This is a genomic window from Arthrobacter sp. 05N429, from assembly GCF_056397045.1.
Genome location: NZ_JBFTMQ010000004.1, coordinates 263,961 through 287,101, shown reverse-complemented (window position 1 = coordinate 287,101; position 23,141 = coordinate 263,961). Strand labels below are relative to the sequence as shown.

Annotated in this window: 17 protein-coding genes; 6 read left to right on the top strand and 11 right to left on the bottom strand. The window is 67.2% G+C overall.

Annotation, left to right across the window (positions count from 1 at the left end; genetic code table 11):
- Positions 1-29 precede the first annotated feature (29 nt).
- The 6 genes from AC1DF4_RS10275 to AC1DF4_RS10250 are packed head-to-tail and all read right to left on the bottom strand — an operon-like array spanning position 30 to position 6,448.
- Positions 30-863: an HpcH/HpaI aldolase family protein gene (locus tag AC1DF4_RS10275; protein WP_476912801.1), complete on the bottom strand. Its 834-nt coding sequence runs from the start codon at positions 861-863 to the stop codon at positions 30-32.
- A complete protein-coding gene (gene hpaH, locus AC1DF4_RS10270; RefSeq protein WP_476912800.1) occupies positions 848-1,633 on the bottom strand; it encodes a 2-oxo-hept-4-ene-1,7-dioate hydratase in 786 nt (261 codons plus the stop codon). The genes AC1DF4_RS10275 and hpaH overlap by 16 nt, the downstream gene beginning before the upstream one ends.
- Before the next feature lie 2 nt (positions 1,634-1,635).
- A complete protein-coding gene (gene hpaD, locus AC1DF4_RS10265) occupies positions 1,636-2,712 on the bottom strand; it encodes a 3,4-dihydroxyphenylacetate 2,3-dioxygenase (RefSeq protein WP_476912799.1) in 1,077 nt (358 codons plus the stop codon).
- A 44-nt stretch (positions 2,713-2,756) separates the two neighbouring features.
- Positions 2,757-4,271 carry a 5-carboxymethyl-2-hydroxymuconate semialdehyde dehydrogenase gene (hpaE, locus tag AC1DF4_RS10260; RefSeq protein WP_476912798.1) on the bottom strand — a complete coding sequence of 505 codons (1,515 nt, stop codon included), beginning with the start codon at positions 4,269-4,271 and terminating at the stop codon, positions 2,757-2,759.
- A gap of 10 nt (positions 4,272-4,281) precedes the next feature.
- The gene (locus AC1DF4_RS10255) at positions 4,282-4,968 is read right to left on the bottom strand and encodes a GntR family transcriptional regulator (RefSeq protein ID WP_476912797.1); all 687 of its coding nucleotides are present in this window, start codon (positions 4,966-4,968) and stop codon (positions 4,282-4,284) included.
- Complete coding sequence (locus AC1DF4_RS10250) at positions 4,961-6,448, bottom strand: fumarylacetoacetate hydrolase family protein (protein WP_476912796.1); 1,488 nt, start codon at positions 6,446-6,448, stop codon at positions 4,961-4,963. Before AC1DF4_RS10250 ends, AC1DF4_RS10255 begins: the two co-directional genes overlap by 8 nt.
- A gap of 223 nt (positions 6,449-6,671) precedes the next feature.
- Between AC1DF4_RS10250 and AC1DF4_RS10245 the strand changes: the two genes are divergently transcribed.
- The gene (locus tag AC1DF4_RS10245) at positions 6,672-8,600 is read left to right on the top strand and encodes an FAD-binding monooxygenase (protein WP_476912795.1); all 1,929 of its coding nucleotides are present in this window, start codon (positions 6,672-6,674) and stop codon (positions 8,598-8,600) included.
- A 326-nt stretch (positions 8,601-8,926) separates the two neighbouring features.
- Here the strand turns inward: AC1DF4_RS10245 and AC1DF4_RS10240 are convergent, their stop codons facing one another.
- Complete coding sequence (locus AC1DF4_RS10240) at positions 8,927-10,336, bottom strand: aldehyde dehydrogenase family protein (RefSeq protein ID WP_476912794.1); 1,410 nt, start codon at positions 10,334-10,336, stop codon at positions 8,927-8,929.
- A 300-nt stretch (positions 10,337-10,636) separates the two neighbouring features.
- Here AC1DF4_RS10240 and AC1DF4_RS10235 point away from each other — a divergent pair, with 300 nt between their 5' ends.
- Both AC1DF4_RS10235 and AC1DF4_RS10230 read left to right on the top strand, forming a co-directional pair.
- The gene (locus AC1DF4_RS10235; protein ID WP_476912793.1) at positions 10,637-12,124 is read left to right on the top strand and encodes an APC family permease; all 1,488 of its coding nucleotides are present in this window, start codon (positions 10,637-10,639) and stop codon (positions 12,122-12,124) included.
- A gap of 116 nt (positions 12,125-12,240) precedes the next feature.
- Positions 12,241-13,077: a hypothetical protein gene (locus AC1DF4_RS10230; protein ID WP_476912792.1), complete on the top strand. Its 837-nt coding sequence runs from the start codon at positions 12,241-12,243 to the stop codon at positions 13,075-13,077.
- A 43-nt stretch (positions 13,078-13,120) separates the two neighbouring features.
- Here AC1DF4_RS10230 and AC1DF4_RS10225 read toward each other — a convergent pair whose 3' ends face one another.
- Both AC1DF4_RS10225 and AC1DF4_RS10220 read right to left on the bottom strand, forming a co-directional pair.
- On the bottom strand, positions 13,121-14,092 hold the full coding sequence (locus tag AC1DF4_RS10225; RefSeq protein ID WP_476912791.1) for an AraC-like ligand-binding domain-containing protein: 972 nt from the start codon (positions 14,090-14,092) through the stop codon (positions 13,121-13,123).
- A 137-nt stretch (positions 14,093-14,229) separates the two neighbouring features.
- Entirely contained in the window at positions 14,230-14,820 is a 591-nt protein-coding gene (locus tag AC1DF4_RS10220; RefSeq protein WP_476912790.1) for a TetR/AcrR family transcriptional regulator, read from the bottom strand.
- 118 nt (positions 14,821-14,938) lie between these two features.
- Here AC1DF4_RS10220 and AC1DF4_RS10215 point away from each other — a divergent pair, with 118 nt between their 5' ends.
- Complete coding sequence (locus AC1DF4_RS10215; protein ID WP_476912789.1) at positions 14,939-16,864, top strand: primary-amine oxidase; 1,926 nt, start codon at positions 14,939-14,941, stop codon at positions 16,862-16,864.
- A gap of 10 nt (positions 16,865-16,874) precedes the next feature.
- A complete protein-coding gene (locus AC1DF4_RS10210; protein ID WP_476912788.1) occupies positions 16,875-17,483 on the top strand; it encodes a hypothetical protein in 609 nt (202 codons plus the stop codon).
- On the opposite strand, the gene AC1DF4_RS10205 is transcribed toward AC1DF4_RS10210, so the two are convergent.
- Positions 17,473-20,934 carry a DEAD/DEAH box helicase gene (locus tag AC1DF4_RS10205; RefSeq protein ID WP_476912787.1) on the bottom strand — a complete coding sequence of 1,154 codons (3,462 nt, stop codon included), beginning with the start codon at positions 20,932-20,934 and terminating at the stop codon, positions 17,473-17,475. The two genes, AC1DF4_RS10210 and AC1DF4_RS10205, sit on opposite strands and share 11 nt — an antisense overlap.
- Positions 20,935-21,169: 235 nt before the next feature.
- Positions 21,170-21,520 (bottom strand): DUF3846 domain-containing protein, encoded by a 351-nt coding sequence (locus tag AC1DF4_RS10200; RefSeq protein WP_476912786.1) that lies wholly within the window; start codon positions 21,518-21,520, stop codon positions 21,170-21,172.
- A gap of 740 nt (positions 21,521-22,260) precedes the next feature.
- On the opposite strand from AC1DF4_RS10200, the gene AC1DF4_RS10195 reads away from it, so the two are divergent.
- Positions 22,261-23,133: a DMP19 family protein gene (locus tag AC1DF4_RS10195; protein WP_476912785.1), complete on the top strand. Its 873-nt coding sequence runs from the start codon at positions 22,261-22,263 to the stop codon at positions 23,131-23,133.
- Positions 23,134-23,141: the final 8 nt, after the last annotated feature.

Here is a 23,141-nt window from a genome sequence, read left to right as displayed (position 1 = left end):
GGTCTCACCGGCGCAAAGTTCCCCCGCGTTCAGTAGCTGGCGGGGGTGTCCTCCGACTCACCTGTCGGGCCCGGCCGGACGTATTCGGCGGCGAGTGCCTCGGAGCCACGGGCCAGCAGCGCCACGTCGGCGCCCACCAGGACAAACGCCGCACCGGCAGCAAGGTAGGCGCGGGCAGTTTCCGGGTTGAAGGCGTTCACCCCGGCCGGTTTGCCGGCCGCTGTGGCAGCGGCAAGGCAGTGTTCGACGGCGGCGCGCACCTTGGGGTGTTCCTGTTGGCCCAGCAGTCCCATGGAGGCGGCGAGGTCCGAGGGGCCCAGGAAGATCGCGTCCACGCCGTCCACCGCCAGGATCTCCTCCACCGCGGCAACCGCGGCAACGGACTCGATCTGCACGGTGACGCTGACGGTTTCGGACGCCCGGGCGAGGTAGTCGGTGACCCGGTTCCAGCGCGCAGCCCGGGCCAGGGCGGAGCCCACGCCGCGGACGCCGTGCGGCGGATAGCGGGTGGCGGCGACGGCGGCTTGCGCCTCCGCGGCCGAGTTCACCATGGGGATCAGCAGGTTCTGGGCGCCCAGGTCCAGGTACTGCTTGATCAGCACGGTGTCGTTCACCGGCGGCCGGACCATCACCTGGACCGGATAGCCGTTCACGGCCTGCAGCTGGGCAATGATGGATTCCAGCCCGTTGGGGCTGTGCTCGGCGTCGATCAGCAGCCAGTCCAGCCCGGCTCCGGCGCAGATTTCGGCCACGAGGGGGCTGCCCGAGCACACCCACATCCCGGCCAAAGGACGGCCGGCAGCACCGGTTTGGCTGCGCAGGGCGTCCCTGAAGGTTGCGTCTGGTTCTACTCGAAGCGGCATGTGATGCTCCCCAATGGTCCGTAGTCGGCGTGGACGGTATCACCCTTGTACACCCAGAGGGGGCGGGTGAACGAGCCGGCGAGGATGATGTCCCCGGCTTTCATGCCGTCGCCGTGGGCGGCGATTTTGTTGGCCAGCCAGTGCACCCCGGCGGCCGGGTGGTCGAGGACCCCTGCGGCCACGCCGGTTTCCTCCACGGTCTGGTTCTTGTAGAGGATCGCCGAGACCCAGCGCAGGTCGACGGCGTCGGGACGGACGGGGTTGCCGCCCACCACCATGGCGCCCATGGCCGCATTGTCGGCAATGGTATCCACGATGGTCCGGCCCTCCATCTCGATCCGGGAGTCCAGGATCTCGAGGGCCGGCACCACGTAGTCGGTGGCGTTCAGGACGTCGAAGATGGTGCAGCCGGGCCCGGACAGGTCCTTCTTCAGCACGAACGCCAGCTCCACCTCCACCCGCGGATGGGTGTACCGGTCCCACTCCACGGAGCAGCCCGTCTCGAGCACCATGTCATCGAAAATGGCGCCGTAGTCCGGTTCGGTGATGCCCGTGGCGGCCTGCATGGCCTTGGACGTGAGGCCGATCTTGCGGCCCACGAGCTTCCGGCCGGCGTCCTCATTGCGCCGCCGCCACAGCTGCTGCACGGCGTAGGAGTCCTCCACCGTCATGTCCGGGTAGCGGGCCGTCAGTCGGGGGACCGGTGTCCGGCTGCGGCCGGCTTCCAGCAGTTCGTCGGCGATGGCCTCGATCGTCTTGGCATCCAGCATGGCTACAGCTGCGCCCCGAGCTTGAAACCCTCAGCCTCAGAGCCTTCCTTGCGGGTGTAGGAGAATCCGTCGGCCCCGACGGTCACAGCCATTTCGGAGGCGTCGGTGCGCTCGATGACGGGTTGGGGGTTCCCGTCGAGGTCCAGGACCAGGGAGGCTTCGGTGTACCAGGACGGGACCACGGGGTTGCCCCACCAGTCGCGGCGCTGGTTGTCGTGCACGTCCCAGGTGATGGTGGGGTTGTCCGGGTCGCCGGTGTAGTAGTCCTGCGTGTAGATCTCCACGCGGTGGCCGTCCGGGTCCAGGATGTAGAGGTAGAAGGCGTTGGAGACGCCGTGCCGGCCGGGACCGCGTTCGATCCGGTCGCTGATGCGCAGGGCGCCCATCTTGTCGCAGATCTGGATGATGTTGTGCTTCTCGTGCGTGGCGAACGCGACGTGGTGCATGCGCGGGCCGTTGCCCCCGGTCAGGGCGGTGTCGTGCACGGTCTGCTTGCGGTGCATCCAGGCGGCGTAGGTGACGCCGTCGGAGTCCTGGATGTCTTCGGAGACGCGGAAGCCGAGATCCTCGAGGTACTTGCGGCCGCGCGGGACGTCCGGGGTGACCTGGTTGAAGTGGTCCAGCCGGACCAGCTCGCCGGCGGAGTAGAGGTCGTAGCGCTGGGTGAGGCGCTCGACGTGCTCCACCTCGTAGAAGAACTCGTAGGGGAAGCCCAGCGGGTCCTCCACCCGGACGGAGTCGCCGATGCCCTTGGTGAAGCCGTCCTTGCGGCGTTCGGTGCGGCAGCCCAGTTCTTTGTAGTACGCCTCGGCGGCGTCCACTTCGGCGGGGGACTTCACCCGGTAGGCGAAGGCCGCGACGGCGGCGATGGGGCCCTTGCGGAGCACCAGGTTGTGGTGGATGAACTCCTCGAGGGAACGCAGGTAGATCGCGTTCTCGTCTTCTTCGGTGACGTGCAGGCCCAGCAGGTCCACATAGAAGGCGCGGGACTTGGCGAGGTCGGTGACCACGATCTCCATGTAGGCGCAGCGGACGATGTCCGGGGCCGGGACGGTGGGGGTGGGGACGAAGTTGGTCATGGGAATCTCTCTTCTTTGAAAGGGGTCTGGGTGGCGCTGGAAACTCAGGCGCCGAATTTGGGGGTGTGCACGGTGCCCAGGGTGATGTGCACGGCCTGCTGGTCGGTGTAGAAGTCGATGGAGCGGTAGCCGCCCTCGTGGCCCAGTCCGGAGGCCTTGACGCCGCCGAACGGGGTGCGGAGGTCGCGGACGTTGTGGCTGTTGAGCCACACCATGCCGGCCTCGACGTTCTGCGAGAAGTTGTGGGCGCGGGTCAGGTTCTGGGTCCAGATGTAGGCGGCGAGGCCGTACTTGGTGTTGTTCGCCAGGGCGAGGGCTTCGTCGTCGGTGTCGAACGGGGTGATGGCAACGACGGGGCCGAAGATCTCCTCCTGGAAGATCCGCGCGTCCGGGGCGACGTCGGCGAACACCGTGGGGGCGATGTAGTTGCCCTCCGGGAGATGGTCCGGGCGGCCGCCGCCGGCCAGCAGCCGGCCTTCGGACTTACCGATCTCCACGTAGGAGGCCACCTTGGCGTAGTGCTCCGGGTGGACCAGGGCGCCGACCTCGGTTTTGGGGTCGTGCGGGTCGCCGACCACGATGTTCTTGGCGCGGGCGGCGTACTTGTAGCAGAATTCCTCGTACACGGCACGCTCCACCAGGATCCGGGAGCCGGCGGTGCAGCGTTCGCCGTTGAGCGAGAAGACGCCGAAAAGTGCGGAGTCGATCGCGGCGTCGAGGTCGGCGTCGGCGAACACGACGCACGGGGACTTGCCGCCGAGCTCCATGGACAGGCCCTTGAGGTTGGCCGCGGCGTTGCGGAAGATCGTCTGGCCGGTGGTGGTCTCGCCGGTGAAGGAGATCAGCGGGACGTCCGGGTGCTTCACGAGCGCGTCGCCGGCTTCCTCGCCCAGGCCGTTGACCAGGTTGAAGACGCCGTCGGGCAGGCCGGCGTCCTTGAAGATCTGTGCCCACAGCGATGCGGAGAGAGGCGTGAATTCGGCCGGTTTGAGCACCACGGTGTTGCCGGTGGCCAGCGCGGGGGCGAGCTTCCAGGACTCGAGCATGAACGGCGTGTTCCACGGCGTGATGAGGCCGGCGACGCCGATCGGCTTGCGGTTCACGTAGTTGATCTGGGCGCCGGGGACTTTCATGGCGTCGTCGAACTGGGCGACGATCAGGTCTGCGAAGAAGCGGAAGTTCTCGGCTGCGCGGAGCGCCTGGCCCTTGGCCTGGGTGATGGGCAGGCCGGTGTCGAAGGTTTCGAGCTCGGCGAGGCGGGCTTCCTGGGCTTCGACGGCGTCGGCGATCTTGTTCAGGACGCGGGCCCGCTCCCGGGGCTTCATCTTCGGCCAGGGGCCGTTCGTGAATGCCTCGCGGGCGGCGGCGACGGCGAGGTCGATGTCTTCCTTCTGCCCGGCGGCCGCGGTGGCGTAGTTCGTGTTGGACACCGGGTCCAGGACGTCGAAGGTCTTGCCGCCCACCGAATCAACGAATTCGCCATTGATGTAGTGCTGGATGTGGGTGGGGAGGTCCTGCGGGACGTAGTGGGTGGTGGTAACAGGAGCAGTAAACGTCATTGTTGTCTTCCTAACTGTTGCTTTGGGCGAGGTACGCGTCCAGGGTGGCGGAGCGGTGCAGGCGGGCTGCTTTTTCGATAGCGTCCGCGCTGGCGCCGGACTCGATGAGCTGCAGCAGCGCCTCGTGTTCGTCCACTGACTCGTGGGCGCGGCCCGGGACGAAGCGGAACGTGGAGGACCGCAGCGAGGCGAGCCGGTTCCAGCCCCGGTGGACGAGGTCCAGGATGTGCGGGTTAGGGCAGTGCTCGAACAGGACGCTGTGGAAGTCCTGGTTGAGTGCGGTGAAGCGGACGGGGTCGAAGTGCTGCAGGCATTCGCGCATCTCGGCGTTTACGGCGCGGGCGCGGGCGATGTCCGCCGCCCCGATCAACGGGGCCGAGAGGGCTGTGGCGGCACCCTCGACGATGCTGAGCGTCTGCATCGTGTAGAGGTATTCGGTGGGGTCGATGCCGGCCACGGTGGCGCCGACGTTCCGCTCGAACTTCACCAGGCCCTCGGCCTCGAGCCGGCGGATGGCCTCCCGGACCGGGACCACGCTTACGCTCAGGTCCTCGGCGATCTTCGCCAGCACCAGCCGGTAGCCGGGGGAGTAGGTTCCGTCCACGATCCGTGCTTTGACGGCGGCGTAGGCCTGCTCGGATTTGCTGGCTGTGTGCGCGGCAGCGTTAGTGGCTGCGGTCGCGACCGCGTCAGCCATTGGTGTTCCCCGCTTCCCATTCCCCGTACTTGGCGCGCCATTCGGCGTTCAGCGGGTAGAGGCCGTCCACGCTGTGGCCCTGCTGCACCATCTCGGCGATAAACGTTTCTTCACGCTCCTGGGCGATGGAATCGTCCGCGACCTCCCCGGCGAGGGCCGGCGGGATCACCAGGATGCCGTCCGAATCCGCCACGATGATGTCCCCGGGCTGCACGGTGGTGCCGCCGCAGGCGATGGTGATGTCCGTGTCCCACGGGATGTGCCGGCGCCCCAGGACAGCGGGGTGCGGGTTGGAGTAGTACGTGGGCATCTCCATGGCGGCCACGGCGGAGAAGTCCCGGACGCCGCCGTCGGTGATGATGGCGGCCGCGCCGCGGACCTGGGCGCGCAGGGCCAGGATGTCACCGATGGTTCCGGTGCCCTTTTCGCCGCGGGCCTCCATGACCAGGATCTCGCCCTCGTTGACGGAATCGATCGCCTTCTTCTGGGCGTTGAAGCCGCCTCCGTGGGTCTTGAAGAGGTCCTCGCGGTTGGGCACATAGCGCAGCGTCCGGGCCAGGCCCACGATCCGCTTCTCCGGCCGGGTGGAGGAGAGGCCGTCGATGCTGACGTTGTTCAGGCCGCGCTTGCGCAGCTGGGAGGAAAGGGTGGCCGTGCAGACGCTTTCCAGCTTCGCCTTGAGTTCCGGGGTCAGGACATGCCCGACGGCGGCGGCCGCCACGGGTGCCAAGCCGGCCGCTTCGCGTGAACCGTACGCTTCCTCCCGTTGGAGGTCATCGGTCTTCGGCCGGGCGCCGAAGTCCGCGAACGGCGTCGAGCCTTCCGTTACCCGGGTGGCCAGCCGCCCGGTGGTCAGGGCCCCAGCGCTGACTTCAACCTCGACGACGTCGCCCGGCTGGGCGACGGAGGCGCCGGCCGGGGTGCCGGTGAGGATGATGTCGCCCTCCTCGAGGGTGAGCAGCTGGGACAGGTCAGCGACCAGGCGGGCGAACGGGAAGAGGAGGTCCTCGGTGGTGTCGTCCTGCACCAGTTCGCCGTTGTGCCAGGTGCGGATCCGCAGCTTGGCGGGGTCGACCGCGTCGGCGGCGATCAGTCCCGGGCCCACCGGGGTGAAGCCGTCGCCGCCCTTGGACCGGAGGTTGGAGCCCTTGTCGGCGTAGCGGAGGTCGTAGACGCCGAGGTCGTTGCTGGCCGTGACCCACTCGACGTGGCGCCAGGCGTCCTCGATGCTTACGCGGCGGGCGGGCTTGCCGATGATCAGGGCGATCTCACCCTCGAAGCCGAGGAGTTCGCAGCCGGCCGGGCGTTCCACCGTTGAAGGGGTATCCGCCGAGCCGAATGCCAGCGAAGAGGAGGGCTTCAAGAAGTAGGAGGGCTGCTCCGGCGTGCGGCCCCGCTGGGCTGCCCTGCTGGGGTAGTTGATGTGCACCGCGATGACCTTGCGGGCCGCGGCCAGGAGGTGGTCGGTGACCTGTTCCAAAAGTTACTCCTCATCGAGTACGAAATCGTATACGATGACTATGGCTGAGGAATTGCAGATCGTCAACCCCTGATGCCGGGGGTTTTCGCACTACTTGTAACCCACGTCATATCTGCCGTAGAGTTTTGGATCACAGACTAAATTTCGATAATCGAACACGAAATTCTATTATCGAACACGAAAGACGGCAACAGGCCGCCACACAACGAAGTGAGGAAAGCCCGTGCATTTCCACCATCACGGATACGTATCCGGTGACCCGCGCGTCCAGCCGGCTGCCGGCGTCGGCACCAACCGCCCTACCCAGCTTCCTGACGAGGTCGACGTGCTCATTGTGGGCACCGGGCCCGCAGGTATGCTCGCGGCCGCTCAGCTGTCCCAGTTCCCGGACGTCACCACACGCATCGTGGAGCGCCGCGCAGAGCGGCTCGCCATCGGCCAGGCCGACGGCATCCAGGCCCGGAGCGTCGAGACCTTCCAGGCCTTCGGCTTCGCGGAGCGGATCATCGCCGAGGCCTACCGCATCACCGAGATGGCATTCTGGAAGCCGGACCCCCAGAACCCTTCGAAGATCGTCCGCAGCGCCCGCACCCTCGACGACCCGGGTGGGATCAGCGAGTTCCCGCACCTCATCGTCAACCAGGCCCGCGTACTGGACTACTTCGGCGAATTCATGGCCAACTCGCCCTCCCGCATGGCGCCCGACTACGGCTACGAGTTCGTTGGGCTCGAGGTCGGCGAGGGCGAGTACCCCGTCTCGGTGACGCTCCTCCGCACCGCCGGTCCCGAAGAGGGCCAGACCCGCACTGTCCGGGCCAAGTACGTCGTGGGCGCGGACGGCGCGCGCAGCAAGGTCCGCGCTTCGATCGGCTGCACCATGGCCGGCGACCAGGCCAACCACGCGTGGGGCGTTATGGACGTGCTGGCGAACACGGACTTCCCCGACATCCGCCTCAAGTGCGCCATCCAGTCCCACGATGGCGGCAGCATCCTGCTGATCCCGCGCGAGGGCGGGCACCTCTTCCGTATGTACGTCGACCTCGGCGAGGTGCCCGCAGACGACAACGGGGCCGTCCGCAAAACCACCATCGAGCAGATCATCGCCAAGGCCAACGCGATCATCCGCCCCTACACCCTCGACGTGCGCAACGTGGCCTGGCACAGCGTCTACGAGGTGGGCCACCGCCTCACCGACAGGTTCGACGACGTCCTCCCGGAGGACCTCGGCACCCGCACCCCGCGCGTTTTCATCACCGGCGACGCCTGCCACACGCACAGCGCCAAGGCGGGCCAGGGTATGAACGTATCCATGCAGGACGGCTTCAACATCGGCTGGAAGCTCGGCCACGTGCTGGAGGGCCGCAGCCCGGAGAGCCTGCTCTCCACTTACTCGGCCGAACGGCAGGTCGTCGCGAAGAACCTCATCGACTTCGACAAAGTGTGGTCGACGCTCATGGCCAAGAAGCCCGAGGAGTTCGAGAACCCCTCCGAGCTCGAGGACTTCTACGTGCGCACCGCCGAGTTCCCTGCGGGCTTTATGACCGAGTACTCGCCGTCGATGATCGTCGCCGAGGCGACGCATCAGAACCTGGCCACCGGCTTCCCTGTCGGCAAGCGCTTCAAATCCGCGCCGGTGGTGCGGGTCTCCGACACCAACCCGGTCCAGCTCGGCCACCAGGCCACGGCGGACGGCCGGTGGCGCATCTACGTCTTCGCCGACGGGGGCGCGCCAGGACAACAGGCTGGTGCGCCGTCGCCGACCGCGGACCTGGCCGCGTGGCTGGCAGACGCGCCGGACTCGCCGCTCGCGGCCACCCCCGAAGGCGCCGACCGTGACGCGTGGTTCGACGTGAAGGTGATCTACCAGCAGGACCACACCAGCGTGGACATCGGCGCGGTGCCGTCGGTGTTCAAGCCGCAGGTGGGACCGTTCAAGCTCAACTACCTCGAGAAGGTCTACGCCACCGATCCGGCGGCGGACATTTTCGAGCTGCGCGGCATCGACCGCGGCGGCGTGGTGGTGGTGGTGCGGCCGGACCAGTATGTGGCCAACGTCCTGCCCCTGACGGCGACGGCGGAGCTCGCGGCGTTCTTCGAACCCCTCCTTCATGCCGGCAACCGCGCCCCCGAACTCCAGGACCACGCGGGCTGACCGCCGGCCCGGGCACCTGCCGATGATGCGGTGACGCTCCTGCCCAGTTACCGCAGACCGCACCTCCACGCACCCGCTAAACCCCGCGGAATCTAGCGGTTCCCGGGTGTGGACGTGGGGTGCGGCCCCGAGTAACCGGGCTGGAGCGTCGCCACCCGGGAGGCAGGGACGGGCGGATGCCCCCCCGCGCAGCCCCCGTCCGGCTCCGCGGCTCAGGCCATTCCGCTGCGGAAAACGTCCTATGACACGGCAACGGCCCAGCGCTGCGGATAGACCGCAGCGCTGGGCCGTTTGCGCGTCACGAGCCCGGGCCCGTAGCGAGCGCGTCAGCCGTTGATGACCTGCGGGACGCCGAGGGCTTTGAGGCCTTCGACGCCGAACTCGAGTCCGTAGCCGGACTGCTTGGCTCCGCCGAAGGGGATGCGCGGGTCGACGGCGCCGTGTTTGTTGATCCAGACGGTGCCGGCTTCGAGCCGGGCCGCCACGTTCCGGGCGTCGGCCGCGTCGGCGGACCAGACGGAGGCACCGAGGCCGACGTCGAGCGCGTTCGCCATGATGACCGCCTCATCCACGGTGCCGTAGCGGATGATCGGCAGGGCGGGGCCGAACTGTTCCTCGGTCACCAGGGGATTGTTGTTGCCGATGTCGGCCACGAGGGTGGCGGGGTAGAAGTGGCCGGGCTGGTCCGGGTCCGGGTTGCCGCCCAGGAGGATCCGGGCGCCGGAGTCCCTGGCGGCGCCCACGAGCCGGGCCACGATGTCGAACTGCTGGCGGTTCTGCAGCGGGCCCAGGACGTTGACCTCGTCCAGGCCGTTGCCCATGGGCATGGCGGCGGCCACCTTGGTGAGTTCTTCGCAGACGGCGTCGTAGATGCTGTCGTGGACGTAGAGGCGCTTGAGTGCCGCGCACGTCTGGCCGGTGTTGATGAAGGCGCCCCAGAAGAGGCCCTCGGCGATGGCTTTGGGGTCGGCGTCGGGCAGGACGATGCCGGCATCGTTGCCGCCGAGTTCCAAGGTGAGGCGTTTGACGGTGTCTGCGGAGGATTTGATGATGGCCTTGCCGGTGGCGGTGGAGCCGGTGAACATGACCTTGCCGATTCCGGGGTGTCCGGCCAGCGCTTCGCCGACGTCGCGGCCTCCGCTGACCACCGTGAGGAGGCCGTCGGGGAGCTCTTCGTTGAGGACCTTGGCGAGGGCCAGCACGGACAGCGGGGTGTATTCGGAGGGCTTGACCACCACGGCGTTGCCCATCCGGAGGGCCGGGGCGATCTGCCAGACCGTGATCATCATGGGCCAGTTCCAGGGCCCGATCGCGCCGACGACGCCGATGGGCCGGTAATGCAGTTCGGCGCGGGTTTCGCCGTCGTCCACTACGGTTTCCGGGTCCAGCGGCGTGCCGGCGGCGGCGCGCAGCCAGGCGGCGCAGGCCCCGACCTCGAAGCGGGCATTGGGGCCGTTGAGGGGCTTGCCCTGTTCGCGGGAGAGCAGTTGGGCGAGCTCTTCGGCGGAGCGTTCGACGGCGTCCGCAGCCTTCAGGAGCGCGGCGGACCGGGCGTCGTGGCCCAGCGCCGCCCACGCCGGCTGGGCGGCTTCGGCGGCGGCGATGGCCTGCTCGAGGTCTTCGACGGTGTGGACCGGGGCTTCGCCGACCGGCTGCCCGGTGGCCGGGTCAAGAATCGAGCGGGTCTCACCGGACACGGGGGTGATCGAGGCGAGAAGGGCGTCGTAGGTTTCCATGGGTACTCCACATCGAGTAGTTGAGGCACTGAGTCGTTGCGACACATGTCCGAGTGTCCTCCTGCGCCGGACGTGCAGTCTTGTCTTTGCGCGAACTGCAGTTGACCCGGTGCGAATGATCGCCATGGCCCGGAGGCCGGTGCGCCGATTCCACTGCGCTGGGGAACAACAACCGGTCACTGATCGACAAAAGAGTGACGGGCGTCACCTGCCATGCTGGATTTCACGGTGCACCATTGCCCGGGCCCGGCCGTCTTCCCCGCACATTCCCCAGCACTCATCACCGTTAAGAAGGATCCAATGAGTATTTCGAATCCCGAATCCCGGACCGCAGAACCCGGTTCCCGCCAGGAACACTCCACCGCCCTGCGCGCAGGCAGTATCGGAGTCCTGGGCATTCTGTTCTTTGTCCTGTCCGCGCAGGCCCCGCTGACCGGAATCGTCGGAGCAGCACCGCTCGCAGCGGCGCTCGGCAACGGCGCCGGCGCCCCGGGTGCCTACCTCGTCGTCGGCATCGTCATTGTCATCTTCGCCGTCGGCTTCGTGGCCATGAGCCGGAAGGTGCAGACCAACGGCGCCTTTTATGCCTACGTCACGGCGGCGTTCGGACGCAAAGTGGGTGCCGGGGCGGCGTGGCTTGCCCTGCTGGCTTACAGCACGGTGCAGGCGGCGATGTACGGCCTGTACGGGGCGGCCTTCTCGGGCCTGCTGGCCTCCGCCGGGGTCGCTGTGCCCTGGTGGCTGCTCGCCCTGGTCACCATGGCCGGCGTCCAGGTCCTCGGATCCATGAACATCGAGTTGGGTGCCCGCGTCCTTGCCGTATTGGTGGGCCTGGAGGTGGCCATCCTCCTGATGTTCGGGGTCTCCGTGCTCCTCAAGGGCGGCGGTCCCGAGGGGCTGAACTTCGCCGCCTCGTTCGCGCCCGAAGCAATCGCCAGCGGAGCCCCGGGGGTTGCCATCATGTTCGCGGTTGCCTCGATGTTCGGCTTCGAATCCACGGCCATCTACTCCGCCGAGGCCAAGGATCCGCACCGGACCGTGGCGCGGGCCACGTATCTGTCCGTCGGCATCATTGCCGTCTTCTTCTCCTTCATCACGTGGATGCTGGTCAGCTTCTACGGTCCGTCACACGTGGTCGACGCCGCGGGTGCCGCCTTGGAATCCGGGGACGCGACCTCTTTCGTGATTGGCCCCATCGTCGAAATGTTCGGGCCCTGGGCCGGCATCACTGCCGGAGTCCTGCTGGTCACCTCGCTGCTCGCAGGCATCATCGCCTTCCACAACGGCATCAACCGCTACCTGCATTCACTGGCACTGCGTGGCTCCATGCCGGCAGTTGTTGCCCGGACCAACAAACACCGTGCGCCGGCCGCCGCGGCCTGGATCCAGACCGTGGTCGCGGCGCTGCTGGTGGCGCCGTTCGCCCTGCTGGGCCTGGACCCGGTGCTGACCCTCTTCTCATGGTTCAGCGGGCTCGCCGTCGCGGCACTGCTGGTGCTGTACATGCTGTCCTCGGCCGCCGTCGTCGGCTATTTCCGCCGGGAGCGGGTGACCGGCCAGCTGTGGCAGACGTTCATCGCCCCGGTGCTCGCTTCCGTGCTGCTGGCGTGGGTGCTGTACCTGGTGGTCAGCAACTTCACCTCCCTCATTGGAGGAAGCACGGAAACGGCCGTGGGGCTGCTGATCGCGGTACCGGTGGTCTTTGCGGCAGGCGTGCTGGTGGAGGTCCGGGTGGAGAAGCAGATCCGTACCTCAGCGCTGGAGTTCGCCGGGCAGCCGCGCGGCTGAGGAGGTGCGGAGGCGGTGCCGGGCAGATCCGGCACCGCCCGTCCGCGTCCGGGCCGGCGCGCGTGCGATGGTCACCCTGTAGTGTCATGGCAACGGCAGTATGGGGGTGCTGGCAGATGTCACAGTTCACGTTGCGCGGCCACCGCAGAAGGTGGGTCCTGGCGGCACTTCTTGTTGTTGTCGGGCTGGCTGCAATCCCCGCGGCGGGCATCGTTCGCCACATGGTTGACCAGGCTGTTGGAAGGACAACAGTGGTCACGGGCGCCGATGGTACCGAGCGCACCGTCTACTGGCGCGCATACCCCGGCGTCGCCGGGATCGATCCCCGGCAGGTATTGGAGGGCCCGACGCCACAGGAGGGCCACGACGCCGGGCAGGCCATGGTTGCCGAGATCAAGGCCGCCTTGTCGGAGGAATTCCAGCTTGAATGGGCCCCGTTGGGCACCGAAGTCGGCAGCAGCCCGTTTCATCGGCCCATCGAGAACGGCTACGGAGGCGAGTCGCTCCTCACAAATGTGAACGGCCCCGAATCCCAGAGCACCACCGTGCCGCAGGCGTGGGAAGAAAAGCAGCGGGCAATTGGCATCATCGGGGAGGTTGCCCGCCGATACGGCTACGAGGCGCCGGCCATCAACGGCTTGGAAAACTGGTCCGCAGAAGACCGCATCCGAGACCTTGGCGGGCTCACTCCGGACCGGCAAGTTATTGTTTCCGGGGTCGCGCCGGGTCCGGCAGGTCAGTGGGTGTCCTTCAGGTTCCAGGATCTTTCAAAGGACACCAACGGCGTCTTCGAGGAGCGGCTCCGGCCGCCCGAAGGATCACAATGGCAGATGAATACGCTGGCGTTGAGTTACGGGGCTAACGGTCTTCTGGCAGCGGAAGACCGCAACGAATTCCAGGCCCGCATTGAGCCCTTTCGGGGGCTCACCCCGCCGGAGCCGCTGGAGAGTTAAGGCATCGCCAGTGCGGCCCGCACTTCAATCCGGGATGCCGGGCTCAGGCGCCGCGCCGCCAGTCGCTGGGCGATTCACCGAAGGCGTCACGGAAGGTGCGGCTGAAGTGGGCCGCATCCAGGAAGCCCCAGCGCCCCGCAACGGCCCCCACCGGCATGCCGGCCAGGAGCGGATCCCGCAGCTCGCGGCGCGCCCCTTCCAGCCGCTGCGTGCGGATCCAGCTCGCCACGGTGGTCCCGGATTCGTGGAACACGTTGTGCAGGTGCCGGGTGGAAATGAAATGGGCCGCCGCGATGGAGGCGGGCGAGAGCATCGGATCGGCCAGGTGCGCGTCGATGTACTCGCGGACGGATGCTGCCAGGAGGGCCTGCGGTTTCATCCGGTCCGGGGACATGTCCAGTTCCGAATGCAGCATCGTGGAGACGAGATCGAGGGCATTCGTGGCGAGGCGGGACCCGCTGGGGCCGCTCAGCGCCTCCAGGTTCTCCGCGAGGTGGGCGATGAACGGCCCGACGATCGCGGCGAGGCCGCCGTCGGAAGCCATCCGCACGGCGGAAAGCTGCGCGATGCAGTCCGGCGGCAGGGACAGCGCATCCCAGGGAAACATCACGACCATGAGCCGGGCGTCACCCTCGAAGGCAAGCGTGTAGGGGCGGCTGGTGTCATAGATGGAGAGATCGCCCGGATGCAGGACTGCCTCGCGGTTGTCCTGGATGAGGAGCCCAGTGCCCTGCAGCTGGAGATTGAGCTTGAAATACCGCTGGTTGGACTGCGCAATCAGCGCCGGCGTGCGGTGGACCTCATGGCTCGTCGAGGAGACCTCGACGAGTGCCACACGGTCCAGCTTGCGGGCCCGCATGCGTCCGCGGAAGTTGTCCGCAGCTGCGCTTGAAGCGGCCAGGGGAACGAAAGACTCCGCGACCAGATGCCGCCAGTGGTCGAAGGATTCCGCCGTGCTGGTGCGGACGTCCTGTCCGGCGGGACTGGGCGAGGGGCGGACTGCAACTGCGGTCATCGAAGTTCCTGACGCCGTCGTATTTCTGGGACTGTCCTCAAGGAATGTGTCTTGGGGCACAGTCCTTTCAGGGTAGCGCCGCAGCCCGTCGGTGTCATCTTTTTTCGACAACCGGCGAAAAAAGATTGTCCGCGGACCTAGCAGCCCAGCAGCGTCAGGAAGCCCTCCAGCTGCTCGTTCAGTCCGAGCTCCACCTGGCCTTCCGGTGCCAGCGCCGCGGCGATCTGCGCGCCGAGGAGGAGGTTGAGCAGCTGCCCGGCGAGGGCGGCGTCGTTGACGCCGGTGGTGACGGTGCCGGCCTCCCGCGCCTCGGCGAGGTACTGCCGCATCGCCGCAAGCCACTGCTCCATCGAGTCCCGGTGGATCCGCGCCTTGCCGGGGTCGTTGATGGCCTTCTGCCAGAACGGGATGACAATCCGGGCCTCGTTGATCCGCTCCTCATCCAGGGGCAGCACCTCGACGCAGAATGCCCGCAGGGCCGGGAGTCCGGCCTGCCCGGCGGTGACCTCCGCGATGCGCTCGTTGGTGCGGTTGAAGACGTGCCCGAAGGCGAACGTCAGCAGGTCATCCTTCGTGGGGAAATACGGCTTGAGGGCCCCGTTCGCAAAACCGGCCTCGAGGGCGATCTCCCGCATGGTGGCACTTTCGATCCCGAGCCGGGCGATGATCCGCCATGTGGCGTCGACGAGTTCGAGCCGCCGCTGGTCGTGGTCGACAATCTTTGGCACCGGACAGTTCCCCAATTTTCTTGCGTCGGACTCTTGTGGCACAGCTTACATTTCCGTATTCTCTACAACTATAGAAAATAAAGTTCCGACCCGCCAGGGTCCTTGAACAAAGGCCGTCATGATGACCGCACAAACCGACACCCGCAGCTCGTTTAGCCCGTACAGCCTGGCCGCGGACGCCGAAATCACCGCAGTCCAAGGCATCCTGGGGGCGGCGGGCCTGCTGGGCGAGACCAAGCGCATCGCGTACCTGGGCCTGGTGGACCCCGCCAGGAACGCGCCGGCGGGAACCGAAGACCGCCGGTTCCGGGTCTTCCTGCACGATGTGCGCGGGGGAAAGCCCGCTGACGTGACCGTCTCGCTGTCCAGCGGCGCGGTGATTTCCGCCGTCGAACTGGACACGGCAGAGACCGGCGAGCTCCCTGTCCTGGAGGAGGAGTTCGAAGTCGTCGAGGAGCTCCTGGCCACGGACGAGCGGTGGCTCAAGGCCCTGGCCAGCCGCGGCCTGGATGTCAGCAAGGTCCGTGTTGCCCCGCTGTCTGCCGGCGTCTTCGAGTACCCGGAGGAAAAGGGGCGCAGGATCCTGCGCGGCCTGGCCTTCGTGCAGGATTTCCCCGAGGACAGCGCCTGGGCGCATCCCGTGGACGGTCTCGTGGCGTATGTCGACGTCGTCAGCAGGGAAGTCACGCAGGTCCTGGACATCGGCGTTGTCCCGGTGCCCGCGGAGCACGGCAACTACACCGATCCGGAGCTCACCGGCCCGCTGCGCACGACGCAGAGGCCCATCAACATCACCCAGCCGGAGGGTCCCAGCTTCAGCGTCACGGGCGGGAACCACGTCGAGTGGGAAAAGTGGAGCGTCGACGTCGGCTTCGACGTCCGCGAAGGCGTGGTGCTGCACAACATTGCGTTCCAGGACGGCGACAGGAAACGGAGCATCATCAACCGCGCCTCCATCGCCGAAATGGTGGTCCCGTACGGGGATCCGTCGCCCATCCGGTCCTGGCAGAACTACTTTGACACCGGTGAATACCTCGTGGGCCAGTATGCCAACTCGTTGGAACTGGGCTGCGACTGCCTCGGAGAGATCACGTACCTCAGCCCCGTCATCAGCGACGCTTTCGGCAACCCCCGGGAGATCCGGAACGGCATCTGCATGCACGAGGAGGACTGGGGAATCCTGGCCAAGCACAGCGACCTCTGGACGGGCATCAACTACACCCGCCGCAACCGCCGCCTGGTGATCTCCTTCTTCACCACCATCGGCAATTACGACTACGGCTTCTACTGGTACCTCTACCTCGACGGCACCATCGAGTTCGAGGCCAAGGCCACCGGCGTCGTCTTCACCTCCGCCTTCCCGGAGGGCGGCTCGGCCAACATCTCCCAGCTCGCCCCGGGCCTGGGCGCCCCCTTCCACCAGCACCTCTTCAGCGCCCGCCTGGACATGGCCGTTGACGGCTTCACCAACCGGGTGGAGGAGGAAGACGTGGTCCGCCAGGCCATGGGCGAAGGCAACGAACTCGGCAACGCCTTCTCCCGTAAGCGCACCGTACTCACCAGGGAGTCCGAGGGTGTCCGTGAGGCCGACGCCGGAAGCGGCCGGACCTGGATCATCTCCAATCCGCAGTCCCTCAACCGCCTGGGCGAGCCCGTGGGCTACAAGCTCCACTCCGGGAACCAGCCCACACTGCTGGCGGCGCCGGAGTCCTCCATCGCCAGGCGCGCCGCTTTCGCCACGAAGGACCTCTGGGTTACCCGGTACGCCGACGACGAGCGGTACCCCACCGGCGACTTCGTGAACCAGCATTCCGGCGGGGCTGGCCTGCCGGCCTACGTCGCCCAGGACCGCGAGATTGATGGCCAGGACATCGTCGTGTGGCACACCTTCGGCCTGACCCACTTCCCGCGTCCCGAGGACTGGCCCATCATGCCGGTGGACACGGTCGGCTTCAAGCTTCGGCCCGAGGGATTCTTTGTCCGCAGCCCCGTGCTGGATGTGCCCGCGAGTGCACAGCCGGCCGGCGGCCACTGCCACGGCTAGTCCGGCCGCCGTGAGTGCCGCAGCGAGCCTGGACCGCCGGTCCGGCGTCGTCTTCCATTCGCGGATCTGCGCCGCCGTGACGGCGGCGTCGTGCCTCGCGCACCTGTGGCTTGTCGCCGGGAACCAGCACGGGACGTGGCTGAGCCTGCTCATGCTCGCCATGGTGGCGGTGTGCGTGCCGTGTGCCGTGCATATCTGGCGCCAGGGCCGGGTCGGGTCCCTTCGCCAGGTCATGGCCTCGGCGCTGGCGATGACCGGGGTGCATGCGCTCCTGCTCCTCGGCGCCGGTCCTGGGGCAGCTGGCCACATCCACCATGGCGGCGCTGCACCGGCAGCCGGAGCGGCAACTTCCGGCGCCGGCATGCTGCTGGCGGTCATCGCACTGGAAATGACGACGGCGTTGATCGCCTCGACGCTCCTGGCCCGGCTCCGGCGACGCTCCTGCCCGGTTACTTCCGGCCGAACCTCCACGTACCCCCGGAATCCCGCGGTTCCCGGGCGCGGAGGTGGGGTGCGGCACCGAGTAACCGGGATGGAGCGTCGCGACCCGGAACCGCTCCGGGCGCAGGGCAGCGGCTGGACACCGGCTGAACCGCGTCCGGACCGCGTCAGTCGGTGAACAGGCCGGCCAGGTCCTCCGCCGTGAGCGCTCCGCCGGACAGCGCGTCACCGGACATGACGTCGGCGAACAGCTGGGATTTCCGGGCCTTGAGCGCCATGACCTTTTCCTCGATGGTGTCCTTGGCGACGAGCCGGTAGACCATCACGTTCCGGGCCTGCCCGATCCGGTGCGTGCGGTCCACGGCTTGCGCCTCCGAGGCCGGGTTCCACCACGGGTCCAGCAGGAACACGTAGTCCGCCTCCGTCAGGTTCAGGCCGAACCCGCCGGCCTTGAGGCTGATCAGGAACACCGGCGCGGCGCCGTTCTTGAACTCATTGACGACGTCGGTGCGGTTCCGGGTGCCGCCGTCGAGGTAGCAGAACTCAATGTTCTCCTCGACAAGCCGCTCGCGGACCTTGCCCAGGAAACCGGTGAACTGGCTGAAGATGAGGGCGCGGTGACCTTCCGCCACGAGGTCCTCGAGCTGCTCGAAGAGTACATCGAGCTTGCTGGACCGGACGCCGGACAGCGAGGGATCGATCAGCGAGGGGTCCAGGCTGAGCTGCCGCAGCAGCGTGAGGGACTGGAAGATAGTGAAACGGTTCTTGTTGACATCGTCGATCAGGCCCAGGATCTTCTGGCGCTCCCGCTGCAGGTGCGTCTGGTAGACCTTCTGGTGCCGCGGGTTCAGCACGACCTCGAGGATCTGTTCCTGCTTCGGCGGCAGGTCGTGGATGACCTGTTCCTTGGTGCGCCGCATCATCAGCGGACGGACCCGACGCCGGAGCTTGTCCAGCTGCGCCTTGTCACCGTTCTTTTCGACCGGCTTCTGGTAGTACTCGGCGAACCGCTTCGGGCTGGAGAAGAGGCCCGGCGCGACAATCGAGGTGAGCGCCCAGAACTCCATCAGGTTGTTCTCCAGCGGGGTGCCGGTGATGGCCAGTTTGAACGCCGCCGGAAGCTTCCGGGCGCACTGGTAGGCCTTCGACTGGTGGTTCTTGACGAACTGGGCCTCGTCCAGGACCAGCCCGGCCCATTCTTTGGAGGCGTAGGCCTCGTAGTCGATCCGGAACAGGGCGTAGGAGGTGATGACGATGTCCGCGCCGGCCATCGCCTCTGCCGGGTCCGAGCCGCTCTTGGCAAACGTTTCGCCGATGGCCCGCACCATGAGGCCCGGTGCGAACCGTGCGGTCTCGGCCTCCCAGTTGCCCACGACGCTCGTGGGGGCGACGACGAGGAAGGGCGCATTAGGGGCGGCGCCGGGTGCCGTGGCGGGCGCCGGGCCGACGGCAGTGCCGTCGTCGGACGCTTCCGCTTCCGGCACCACGGCCGCGTCCTTGGCGGCGCAGATCAGCGCCAGCGCCTGAACGGTCTTGCCCAGGCCCATGTCATCGGCCAGCACGCCGCCGAGTCCGTGGCGGTAGAGGAAGCTAAGCCAGTTGAAGCCCTCCAGCTGGTAAGGGCGCAGCTCGGCGTTGAGCGTTGCCGGCAGCGGCAGGCCCTTCACGCCGCCTTCCAGAAGCCCGCCGACAGCCTCGCGCCAAGCTGCGGCCTGCTGGTCCACGATGCCGAGCTGGGCCAGTTCGTCCCAGAGCCCGGCCTGGAAGCGGCTGATCTGCAGGGGCGCATCCTTGTTGTCCTGGAGTTCCCTGGCCTCTTCAATGAGGGCGCGGAGCTGGTGCAGTTCCGGCAGGTCCAAGGAGAAGTAGGCCCCGCTGGGGAGCAGCATCTTGGTCTGGCCGGCCGCCAGGGCCGAGAAGACGGCCGCGAAGGACACCGGCTGGCCCTCCAGGGAGATCTGGATGCCCAGGTCGAACCAGTCACGCTGCTCGGTGGCCTTGGTGGAGATGGATACGACCGGAGCCTCTTCGGCCTCGCGGTAGTCGGCGATCTCGCCGGCGGTATCCACACTGACACCGGGGACCTCGCGGAGCCGGGGGAGCAGCTCCTCGGTGAAGGCCAGGGTGTCGAGGCCGCTGAGTTCCGCCGAAGCCGCCAGCCGCGGTGTTCCCCAGCCGCCGGTGGCCGACTCGCCCAGGGCCGGCACCACGTCCCACGGCTGCCCGACCGCTTCGAGGATCCGGGCCTCTGCGGGGTCGTCCCGGTAGCCGTGATCGCCGGGGTGGCGCCACAGCGGCTGGGCCGTGACGAGCTTGCCGGACTTGTAGTGCCATTCCCAGTGCAGCCGGACCCGGTGGCCGGCGCCGTAGTTCGCCAGCAGCGACAGGGTGGGAACGGCCAGCTGGGGCAGTTCCACGGATTCGTCGGAGGCCGTGACCCGGGCGCTCTGCTTGAGTTTGGGGTAGAAGCCGGTCAGGAACCGGCTCTCGTCCCGGGCCGGAATGTGCAGCGTGGTTCCGGCGGTGACGAAAGTCAGGAGTTCCTCGCTGAGCCCGCTCTCCAGCGGGGCGAGCGTGATAATGGAGTCTCCCGGCGCGATGCCGGGCAGGGCGTCCGCCCCGGAAGTCAGGAAGATGCCGTGGGCCGGGCGCCCGATGGTCCCGACGGAGGCCGGATCAACCACGTCCCCCTCGACCGTGATGGTGGGGGCGAGCGACAGCCCGCCGTCGTCGGCTGCCTCGGCCGGGACCGGCGCGGTTCCGTACCGCGTCAGGTTGAGTCCGACGGCGGCCGGCTGCTCAACGAGCCGCACGGGCTCCGAACCCCGGCTGTGGACCAGGGCCACGCCGACTTTCCGGGCCTGGGCCAGCAGGCTCCACAGGTTTTTGCCGGCATAGGTGTTCAAGCCCAACCACAGTCCGGTCCCGGCGTGCTGGCGGTTGGCCTGGGCGGTATGCGCGGCCAGGAACTCCTGCATCCACTCGACGTGGGCCTCGTTGCATTCGCGCCGGTAGCTGAGGTAGCTCAGGGTGTTCCAGGAGACATCGCCCCGGATCCATTTGCCCTTGGCGCCCATGATCACGGGACGGGCCTTCAGTTGCCGGACGCTGCGCAGCGGATCCCGGCGGCCGGTGTAGGAGAAGTGCGGGGCGGGTTCTTCGATTTCGAACTGGAGCGCCAGCGGGATGCCGTTGGTGGACGGAGTGATTCCCGGTTGGGCGATCAGCGGGCTGAGGGCCTGTTCCCAGTCCGGGACCTCCAGCGCCGGGACCTGCCGGGACAGCCGGCTGACGTCGGCGGGGGCGAGCAGCTGGACCCGGATCGCCGGACTGTCCTCGGCGGAGAACAGCAGGGCGGCAACATGCTTGCAATCCTTCCGGACCGGGCAGCTGCAGACGCCCACGGTGCAGCTCCAGCCGCCCGCCTTCCGGACCAGCTTCGCCGTCGTCGAATATGGCGCGTCGGCGCCGCCCCGCACCTTGCCGAGCATGAGGCCGGTGGCGGCGTCGAAGGAAATCCCGGAAACGCGGCTCCCCATGGCGTAGGCAAGCCCGGCCGCGAGGGAGCGGTCGTTGATTGCGGGAGTCTGTATTGCCAGCGCCGCACTCTCGTCCGGATGGGATGGCATGTGCGCACTACTTTCAGCAGTTGGTCATCTGATCCATCTTAGCGAGCCGGGCGGGGCCCCTCGAACTCAGGGGCCGGCACGAGGGCCGTGGTCGGTGCTTCGTCTACTGGATCTTGACCGGCGGCGCGCCGCGCGGCGAAGAGGACTCCCTGGCAACTGCCACCCAGGCGGAGGACCACCCGGACCCGGACGTGGGTGGAGCCAGTGGCTTAGTTCCGCGGAATCTTGCCCGGGTTTAGGCCGCCAACGCTGTGTCGAAGAGGCGCTCGGCCAGCCGGAGCAGGTGGGCAGGTGCAGCTGCGTCGTCGCCGTTGTTTCCGTGGCCGAGGAAGACAACCGTCCCGCGGACGGTCTCTTCGAGCTGCAGGCCTGCTTCGCGGATCAGCACTTCGGCCCGGGCGTTCACGGGCAGGGGGATGGAGTCTGCCTCGTCGTTGAGATAGACGTGCCAATCCACAAAAGTGATTGCCCCGACGCTGCCTTCAACCAGGGTCTGCCGTGTCGCCAGAGAGGTGTCGATCTCTTCGGCGCGAATGGGGTGGCTGAAGCGGGCCGGAATAATCAGGGCGGTATGGGTCTGGCGCATGACTGGGTCTTTCTGTGTCTCAACGATCGGCAATTTCCGCAGGCTTGAAAAACGGTCCAGCCGAGAATCACCCGGCGCCCGTCGGAGCAATCTGAAGCATCAATATCGGTCGCGTGGTTTGCATTGAACCGTCTAGCGCGAATTGGAAGTTTTTGGCGGTAGTTGCGGGCAGCCGGTCGCGGCTAGGAGTCTCGCGTCCGGCTGCCCGCAGTTCCTTCAACGCGGAGGGCCCCAGCCCCCGGGCGCGTTGTAGGCCCGTTTCCGCCTGCAACCGTGGCTGCGTGCGGATGGTGCGTCAGGGTCGAGGTGTCACCGCTGGTTTTTGCGCGGCTTTGCGAACAGGGTTTCGCTGGATTCGCTTTTTGCCTTTTTTTCGGCTCTCTTTTCGAGAATCGACTTTCCCGTTTTCTTGGCACTGCTGTTTCTGGGAGACTTTCCTGACAATGGAATCACGCCTTTCTAAACGCTATCTACCCATCACCATACCCACTTATATTTTAAATGCCAGTCCGCGGGTTTAGGGGGAATTGCGGACCGGTCTCGGACACAAAAAGAGGCACGAAATCTGGCCGTCCGAACGAAGGCGCAACTTCAAGAATCGCGCCACGCGTCGTGTCCCCGCCGTCCCGGGTCACCCAAACTTCGCCGGACGTTCAGCTCCGGCTCAACCGCGGCGCCTGCGGTGCAACGTACGTTGAAGGGGATCGGAGCGGCACCCGCCTAAGCAGTGAGGATTTTCCATGAGCAACGGCCTTTCCACCACCCTTCCCGCCACCGGATACGCGACGGTCCTGCCGCGGGAGAGCATCACCGGCAGCGACGCGGACGTCGTCGACGCGAACGTGAACGTGGTCAACATGATGTACGCGGAGCTGCTCGACATCGAGGAAATCGCCCCCAGCGCCCTGGGCAGCTACTACGTCGACTTCTACCTGACGCAGTGTCTGGGCGGAGGCTTCGCCCAGTATGTGTTCTCCGCGCCCGGGCGCGCAGAGATCGACGCCTGCGTCCGGGCCGGGCTGGAAGGCATGGGGGCTGCCGCGCACCTTGACCTCTTCAACCGCAGCGTGGCCGCCTTCGACTCCCTCTCCGAGGAGGAGGCAGACGCGTACCTTGACGGGGACACGGACCTCGAAGGCGACGCCGACGGCGGTGTCCCGGACGCCGTCCGCCTCCTCGAAGAGCTCGACGGCGACTTCGAAAGCCTGCTGGAGACCGAAAACATTGTCGCGCTCAACGCCGCGTGGCTCCGGAGCCAGGCAGACCTCCTCGTCCTGGACGATGAGGAGCTCGACCGCCACATCGCCGAGCGCGTGTCCCGGATCCCCAACCTGGCGGAGCGCCAGGCTGAGGCCGCCGAAGATGAACTGCTGGACACTCCGGAATTCGAGATGATCATCCGCGAGCTGTGCGCCGTGGCCGGGCACACGCTCCTGAAGATCACCATGGGCGACCCCAACTATGAGCACGAGGGCCGGACCGCCCTGGCATGGCATTTCACCACGGACCAGGGCGAGTTCCTCATGCTGGACGATGAGCAGGAAGCGGTCATGATCCACCCGGACACCAAGGAAATCCTGGCCGCCGTCGAGTTCGAGGACGCCGACGGCTAAGCCCTGCT

What these genes read in the sequence shown, in the direction of transcription:
- AC1DF4_RS10200 (WP_476912786.1), bottom strand. Translation starts at nt 21,520, where the DNA reads ATGCGCCAGACCCATACCGCCCTGATTATTCCGGCCCGCTTCAGCCAC.
- hpaH (WP_476912800.1), bottom strand. Translation starts at nt 1,633, where the DNA reads ATGCTGGATGCCAAGACGATCGAGGCCATCGCCGACGAACTGCTGGAA.
- hpaD (WP_476912799.1), bottom strand. Translation starts at nt 2,712, where the DNA reads ATGACCAACTTCGTCCCCACCCCCACCGTCCCGGCCCCGGACATCGTC.
- AC1DF4_RS10275 (WP_476912801.1), bottom strand. Translation starts at nt 863, where the DNA reads ATGCCGCTTCGAGTAGAACCAGACGCAACCTTCAGGGACGCCCTGCGC.
- AC1DF4_RS10215 (WP_476912789.1), top strand. Translation starts at nt 14,939, where the DNA reads ATGATGACCGCACAAACCGACACCCGCAGCTCGTTTAGCCCGTACAGC.
- AC1DF4_RS10255 (WP_476912797.1), bottom strand. Translation starts at nt 4,968, where the DNA reads ATGGCTGACGCGGTCGCGACCGCAGCCACTAACGCTGCCGCGCACACA.
- AC1DF4_RS10205 (WP_476912787.1), bottom strand. Translation starts at nt 20,934, where the DNA reads ATGCCATCCCATCCGGACGAGAGTGCGGCGCTGGCAATACAGACTCCC.
- AC1DF4_RS10225 (WP_476912791.1), bottom strand. Translation starts at nt 14,092, where the DNA reads ATGACCGCAGTTGCAGTCCGCCCCTCGCCCAGTCCCGCCGGACAGGAC.
- AC1DF4_RS10230 (WP_476912792.1), top strand. Translation starts at nt 12,241, where the DNA reads ATGTCACAGTTCACGTTGCGCGGCCACCGCAGAAGGTGGGTCCTGGCG.
- AC1DF4_RS10195 (WP_476912785.1), top strand. Translation starts at nt 22,261, where the DNA reads ATGAGCAACGGCCTTTCCACCACCCTTCCCGCCACCGGATACGCGACG.
- hpaE (WP_476912798.1), bottom strand. Translation starts at nt 4,271, where the DNA reads ATGACGTTTACTGCTCCTGTTACCACCACCCACTACGTCCCGCAGGAC.
- AC1DF4_RS10235 (WP_476912793.1), top strand. Translation starts at nt 10,637, where the DNA reads ATGAGTATTTCGAATCCCGAATCCCGGACCGCAGAACCCGGTTCCCGC.
- AC1DF4_RS10240 (WP_476912794.1), bottom strand. Translation starts at nt 10,336, where the DNA reads ATGGAAACCTACGACGCCCTTCTCGCCTCGATCACCCCCGTGTCCGGT.